The 4,661-nt window shown below is 69.7% G+C and carries 2 protein-coding genes and 1 pseudogene; all 3 read right to left on the minus strand.

The annotated features are described in order from the left end of the window. Positions 1-41: 41 nt before the first annotated feature. Positions 42-1,406, minus strand: a complete 1,365-nt coding sequence (locus LE548_RS08870) for a maltokinase (RefSeq protein WP_225096106.1) — start codon at positions 1,404-1,406, stop codon at positions 42-44. Between the two features lie 30 nt (positions 1,407-1,436). After that, positions 1,437-3,152: a maltose alpha-D-glucosyltransferase gene (gene treS / locus LE548_RS08875; protein ID WP_225096107.1), complete on the minus strand. Its 1,716-nt coding sequence runs from the start codon at positions 3,150-3,152 to the stop codon at positions 1,437-1,439. After that, positions 3,149-4,661 (minus strand): annotated as a pseudogene (locus tag LE548_RS08880) (alpha-1,4-glucan--maltose-1-phosphate maltosyltransferase); the annotation flags it as partial. The pseudogene LE548_RS08880 and the gene treS, both read right to left, overlap by 4 nt.

Below are 4,661 nucleotides of genomic sequence, written 5' to 3' on the forward strand. Positions count from 1 at the left end.
CGGCGGCTTCGGGGAGCGAGGTGTCGCGCAGAGCCATGCCGTCAGCCTCCCCACACGGCGAGCCGCTTGATCGCCGCCATCGGAACCGGCAGCCAGTCCGGCCGGTGTCTCGCCTCGTACAGCACCTCGTAGACCGCCCTGTCCGTCTCGTGCGCGCGCAGCAGCGCGTGCTTCTTGCGTGGATCCCAGCCCGCGCGGGCCGCGTAGCCCGCGCAGAACGCCTCCCGGCAGCGGCGCGCCCATTCGGGTCGCCAGGGGCGGCGCTGCCGGGCCGCGTAGTCGAAGGAGCGCAGCATGCCCGCCACGTCCCGCACCGGGGACTGCGGGGCCCGGCGCTCCGCCAGCGGCCGGGACGGCTCGCCCTCGAAGTCGATGACGAACCAGTCGCGGCCGGCCCGCAGCACCTGTCCGAGGTGCAGATCGCCGTGCACGCGCTGGGCGGGCGGCCCGGCGTCGCACGTGGCGAGCGCCCCGAACGCCGCCCTGAGCCCCGGCACATAGGGCCTCAGTCCCGGTACGGCGTGCGCGGCCGCGTCCAGCCGCGCGGACATGGCCTGTGCCGTACGGCTGTTCTCGCCCGGTCCGGCCGGTCCGAACGCCTCGGCCAGCGCGAGATGCACCTCGGCCATGGCCCGGCCCAGCTCCCGGGCCTCGGCGGTGAAGTCGTCGCCCGCGGCGAGCGCGCGCAGCGCCAGCGTCCAGCCGTCGGTCGCGTCCGGCAGAAACGGCTGGAGCACCCCGAGCGTGGCCGGCCGCGGCGCGCTCGTACCGAACCAGGCCACCGGCGCCGGCACCCGGGTGCACCCCTGGGCGGCGAGCGCCGCGGACACCTCCAGGTCCGGGTTGACGCCCGGCTCGATGCGGCGGAAGACCTTCAGGATGTACGCGTCGCCGTACACGATCGAGGAGTTGGACTGCTCCGCCTCCAGCAGGCGCGGCGGCAGTCCGCCGGGCAGCGCGGCCTCGGGATCCGCCTCGAAGCGCAGCGGTCCGGCCGTGCCGGGATGCCGCAGCCGCTCCAGCAGCAGATGGGCCGAGCGCGGATCGTGCAGCGCGTCGTACACCGCGAGCCCGGCGAACGACCCCTGCTCGGCGCGCCCGATGAACGCCCGTTCCAGCCGCGGGGCGAGATGCTCACGCAGGCCGAGCAGCAGCTGGTAGCAGTCGCCGGGCGGGGGAGTGCCGCCCGGTGTGGGCACCGGGGCGTGCGAGGCGTGCACCAGCAGATGCAGACACCCCGGGAACAGCTCGGTCACGGACAGCACCGAAAGGTCCGTGACGGGCCGGTCCTTGCCGGCGAACCAGCGCTGCCGCGGCAGCCACTCCTGCAGCAGCCCGCCCAGCGAGGCCAGGGGGCCATCGAGGTCCGCCGCGGTTCTCGGTCGGACAGTGATGGTCTTCGGCATGACGCGCGTCCTTTCCTCGGCGCCGGGCGTTCAGTGGCGGCCGATGCGGGATGCGACTCGGGTGAGCCGGAACCAGTAGAAGCCGTGCCCCTGCAGGGTGAGCAGGTACGGCAGTTCACCGATGGCGGGAAAGCGCACCCCGCCGATCAGCTCGACCGGATGCCGGCCGTCGTAGGCCCGCAGGTCGAGTTCGGTCGGCTGGGCGAACCGGGAGAAGTTGTTGACGCACAGCACGAGGTCGTCGCCGTACTCGCGCAGGAAGGCCAGGACCGCCGGGTTCGACGACTGAAGCTCGGTGAACGAGCCGAGTCCGAAGGCAGGGTTCTGCTTGCGGATCTCGATCATGCGGCGGGTCCAGTGCAGCAGCGACGACGGCGAGGACATCGCGGCCTCGACGTTGGCGACCTGGTAGCCGTAGACGGGATCCATGATCGTCGGCAGGAACAGCCGCCCCGGATCGGACGTCGAGAAGCCGGCGTTGCGGTCGGGGGTCCACTGCATGGGGGTGCGGACGGCGTCACGGTCGCCGAGCCAGATGTTGTCGCCCATGCCGATCTCGTCGCCGTAGTAGAGGATCGGCGAGCCGGGCAGGGACAGCAGCAGCGCGGTGAACAGCTCGATCTGGTTGCGGTCGTTGTCGAGAAGGGGGGCCAGCCGGCGCCGGATCCCGATGTTGGCGCGCATCCGCGGGTCTTTCGCGTACTCGGCCCACATGTAGTCGCGTTCCTCGTCGGTGACCATTTCGAGGGTCAGCTCGTCGTGGTTGCGCAGGAAGATGCCCCACTGGCAGTTGGAGGGAATGGCCGGGGTCTTGGCGAGGATTTCCGAGACCGGGTAGCGGGACTCGCGGCGTACGGCCATGAAGATGCGCGGCATGACGGGGAAGTGGAACGCCATGTGGCACTCGTCGCCGCCGGAGCCGAAGTCCCCGAAGTAGTCGACCACGTCCTCCGGCCACTGGTTGGCCTCCGCCAGCAGCACGGTGTCCGGGTACATCGCGTCGATCTCCTTGCGCACCCGCTTGAGGAAGGCGTGCGTGGCCGGCAGGTTCTCGCAGTTGGTGCCCTCCTCGGCGTAGAGATAGGGGACCGCGTCGAGCCGGTAGCCGTCGATGCCCAGGTCCAGCCAGAATTTCAGGGCCGCCAGGATCTCCTCCTGCACGGCCGGGTTCTCGTAGTTGAGGTCCGGCTGGTGCGAGAAGAAGCGGTGGAAGTAGTACTGGCCGCGCACCGGGTCGAAGGTCCAGTTGGAGGCCTCGGTGTCGACGAAGATGATCCGCGCGTCCTCGTACTGCTTGTCGTCGTCGGCCCACATGTAGTAGTCGCCGTACGGACCGTCGGGGTTGCTGCGGGACTCCTGGAACCACGGGTGCTGGTCGCTGGTGTGGTTCATGACGAAGTCGATGATGACGCGCATGCCGCGCTGGTGGGCGGCGTCGACGAACTCCACGAAGTCGGCGAGGTCACCGAACTCCGGGAGGACGGCGGTGTAGTCGGAGACGTCGTAACCGCCGTCCCGGAGCGGTGACTTGAAGAACGGTGGAAGCCACAGGCAGTCCACGCCGAGCCACTGCAGATAGTCGAGCTTGGCGGTCAGGCCCTTCAGGTCGCCGATGCCGTCGCCGTTGCTGTCCTGGAAGGAGCGGACCAGGACCTCGTAGAAGACGGCGCGTTTGAACCACTCCGGGTCCCGGTCTTTGGCGGGAGTGTCCTCGAACGTGTCGGGTACGGGTTCGTTGACGGTCATGACGCTGCGGGCCCTCCGATCTGGGGCGTCGATCGCCCGACGTGGAGCACGTGCGCCGGCGCGCTGCCGGGCGTCAGACGCACGTAGTTGGTCCTGCCCCAGTGATACGACTCGCCCGTCAGTTCGTCGTGTACGGACAGGGCGGCGTCCCAGTCCAGGCCGAGTTGCGGCATGTCCAACGAGACCGTGGCCTCCTGGGTGTGATGCGGGTCGAGGTTGACGACCACGATGACCGTGTCCGTCCCCGTGCTCTTGCTGTAGGCGAGCACGGCGTCGTTGTCGGTCGGGTGGAAGCGGAGATTGCGCAGGCGCTGTAGCGCGGGGTGGTTGCGGCGGATGGTGTTCAGCCGGGTGATGAGCGGGGCGATGCTGCGGCCCTCGCGCTCGGCGGCCGCCNGCGGGGTGGTTGCGGCGGATGGTGTTCAGCCGGGTGATGAGCGGGGCGATGCTGCGGCCCTCGCGCTCGGCGGCCGCCCAGTCGCGGGGCCTGAGCTGGTACTTCTCGGAGTCGAGGTACTCCTCGGCGCCTTCCTTGAGCGGGGTGTTCTCGCACAGCTCGTAGCCGCTGTAGATGCCCCAGGTGGGGGAGAGGGTGGCGGCGAGCACGGCACGGACCTCGAAGGCGGGGCGGCCGCCGTGCTGGAGGTAGGCGTGCAGGATGTCCGGGGTGTTGGCGAACAGGTTGGGCCGCATGTAGGCAGCCGCCTCACCCGCCAACTCACTCAGATATTCGGTGAGTTCGTGCTTGCTGTTGCGCCAGGTGAAGTAGGTGTACGACTGCTGGAAGCCGATCTGGGCGAGGGTGTGCATCATCGCGGGGCGGGTGAAGGCCTCCGCCAGGAAGATCACGTCGGGGTCGGCGCCGTTGATCTCGGCGATGACCCGTTCCCAGAAGACGACCGGTTTGGTGTGCGGGTTGTCGACGCGGAAGATCCGCACCCCGTGGTCCATCCAGTGCCGCAGGATCCGTACGGTCTCGGCGACCAGGCCGTCCATGTCGGCGTCGAAGGCGACGGGGTAGATGTCCTGGTACTTCTTCGGCGGGTTCTCGGCGTAGGCGATCGTGCCGTCGGCCCGGTGATGGAACCACTCGGGGTGCTTCTGCACCCAGGGGTGGTCCGGCGAGCACTGCAACGCGAAGTCGAGGGCGATCTCCAGGCCCGACGCGCGGGCCTCGGCGACGAAATGATCGAAGTCCTCGATCGTGCCCAGCGCGGGATGGACGGCGTCGTGACCGCCTTCCGGTGACCCGATGGCCCAGGGCACTCCCACGTCGTCCGGACCGGCGGTGAGGGTGTTGTTGGGACCCTTGCGGAACGTCGTACCGATCGGGTGGACGGGCGGGAGATAGACGACGTCGAAGCCCATCTCCGCGATCGCCTTCAGCCGCCGCGCGGCCGTCCGGAAGGTGCCGTGCGGCTGCTCGGCGGTGCCCTCGGAGCGCGGGAAGAACTCGTACCAGGAGCCGTACAGGGCCCGCTCCCGCTCCACCAGCAACGGCATCGGATC

Source organism: Streptomyces sp. CoH27 (assembly GCF_020181035.1).
Classification (GTDB): domain Bacteria; phylum Actinomycetota; class Actinomycetes; order Streptomycetales; family Streptomycetaceae; genus Streptomyces; species Streptomyces camelliae.

Coding starts and splice junctions, on each gene's coding strand:
- LE548_RS08870 (WP_225096106.1), bottom strand. CDS start 1,406: ATGCCGAAGACCATCACTGTCCGACCGAGAACCGCGGCGGACCTCGAT.
- treS (WP_225096107.1), bottom strand. CDS start 3,152: ATGACCGTCAACGAACCCGTACCCGACACGTTCGAGGACACTCCCGCC.